The sequence below is a fragment of the Pseudomonas fluorescens genome (genome assembly GCF_000967965.1).
Classification (GTDB): domain Bacteria; phylum Pseudomonadota; class Gammaproteobacteria; order Pseudomonadales; family Pseudomonadaceae; genus Aquipseudomonas; species Aquipseudomonas grandcourensis.
On sequence record NZ_LACC01000016.1, the window covers coordinates 171 to 1,863 of the forward strand.

Annotated in this window: 1 protein-coding gene; it reads right to left on the bottom strand. The window is 60.7% G+C overall.

Going from position 1 to position 1,693, the window contains the following annotated elements; all coding sequences use genetic code 11:
• The coding region (locus VC35_RS30005; RefSeq protein ID WP_404942358.1) for an immunoglobulin-like domain-containing protein at positions 1 to 1,693 on the bottom strand (1,693 nt) is incomplete at both ends.

Here is a 1,693-nt window from a genome sequence, read left to right on the forward strand (position 1 = left end):
GGTCGGCGCGACGTTTTCCTGTACGCCGCCATTGCCTTCGATGCTGACGGTGACTTTGTCGCCCTGGTTGTCGCTCGGGGTGCCCGAACCGGGTTCGTCGGTGACTGTGGTTTCGACGTTGGTCTGGCTCAGGGTCAGCTTTTCGAAGTTGTCCGCGCCGGTAACCGATTCCAGTTTGTTGACGATCGGTGCCTGGCCGCCGGTGAACACGTCATCGGCAGCGGTGATGGTCGCCGTGCCAGTCGCGGTATTGGCCGGGACTTTGATTTGTGTGCCGTCAGTCAGGGAGAAAGTGAGTTCACCGTGATTGTTCAGCGGCAGACCGGCCGCGTTGGTCAGGGTCACGGTGTAGGTGACTTGGCCACCTTCGGCCACGGTGGATTTGTCCGCGGTCAGGGTGGCGATCACTTCGCTGACGGTGTCGTTGATAGCAACCGACGCAGGACCGCCAATGACCAGATTCTCAAACGTCTTACCGGCAACGCTAGCATCAGCGATGCCCAGCGATACGCTACCGCCATCCTTGTAAACGTCATCACCTTGCGCCGGCAATGCATAGCCAACTTGAGTTGCGCCTGCGGCGATGACCACAGTTTGGCCATTGCTGAGAGTCACCGTCAGGTCGTGATCTAACTTCTGGTCGAGTTTGATGGTGAAAGTCGGTGCCTGGTTCTCCAGCACCGGACCAGCGCTTTCGATGGTAACGGTGACCTTGTCGATCACATCGGAAATCGTGGTGACTGCTGGAGTGTTGTTGAGCACCAGGTTTTCAAAGTTGCCGCCGGTGGTGACGGTGATGGTGGTGCTGACGGTGCTGCCATTCACATAAACATCGTTGGCCGCAGTCGGCACGTTGACGCTGCCGCTGGTCTGACCCGCTTCGATGGTGATGACCGAGCCGTTGCTCAAGGTCACGGTCATCGGCGTACCGGCCGGGTTGGTCAGGGTCGCGGTGTAGGTGATCTGGCCGCCTTCGGTGATGTTGCCGGTGGCGGTTAGGGTCAGCCCGGTGTTGTCCACGGAGTCGGTGATGGTGGTCACAGCCGGGGTGGTGTTCGGCACCAGGTTTTCAAAGTTGCCGCCAGTGGTACCGGTGATGGTGGTGCTGACAGTGCTGCCATTCACATAAACATCGTTGGCCGCAGTCGGCACGTTGACGCTGCCGCTGGTCTGGCCCGCTTCGATGGTAATGACCGAACCGTTGCTCAAGGTCACGGTCATCGGCGTACCGGCCGGATTGGTCAGGGTCGCGGTGTAGGTGATCTGGCCGCCTTCGGTGATGTTGCCGGTGGCGGTTAGGGTCAGCCCGGTGTTGTCCACGGAGTCGGTGATGGTGGTCACAGCCGGGGTGGTGCTCGGTACCAGGTTCTCGAAGTTGCCGCCGGTGGTACCGGTGATGGTAGTGCTGACGGTGCTGCCGTTGACATAGACGTCATTGGCCGCAGTCGGCACGTTGACGCTGCCGCTGGTCTGACCCGCTTCGATGGTGATGACCGAACCGTTGCTCAAGGTCACTGTCATCGGCGTGCCGGCCGGATTGGTCAGGGTGGCGGTGTAGGTGATCTGACCGCCTTCGGTGATGTTGCCGTTGGCCGTCAGGGTCAGGCCGGTGTTGTCCACGGAGTCGGTGATGGTGGTCACAGCCGGCGTGGTGTTCGGCACCAGGTTTTCGAAGTTGCCGCCAGTGGTACCG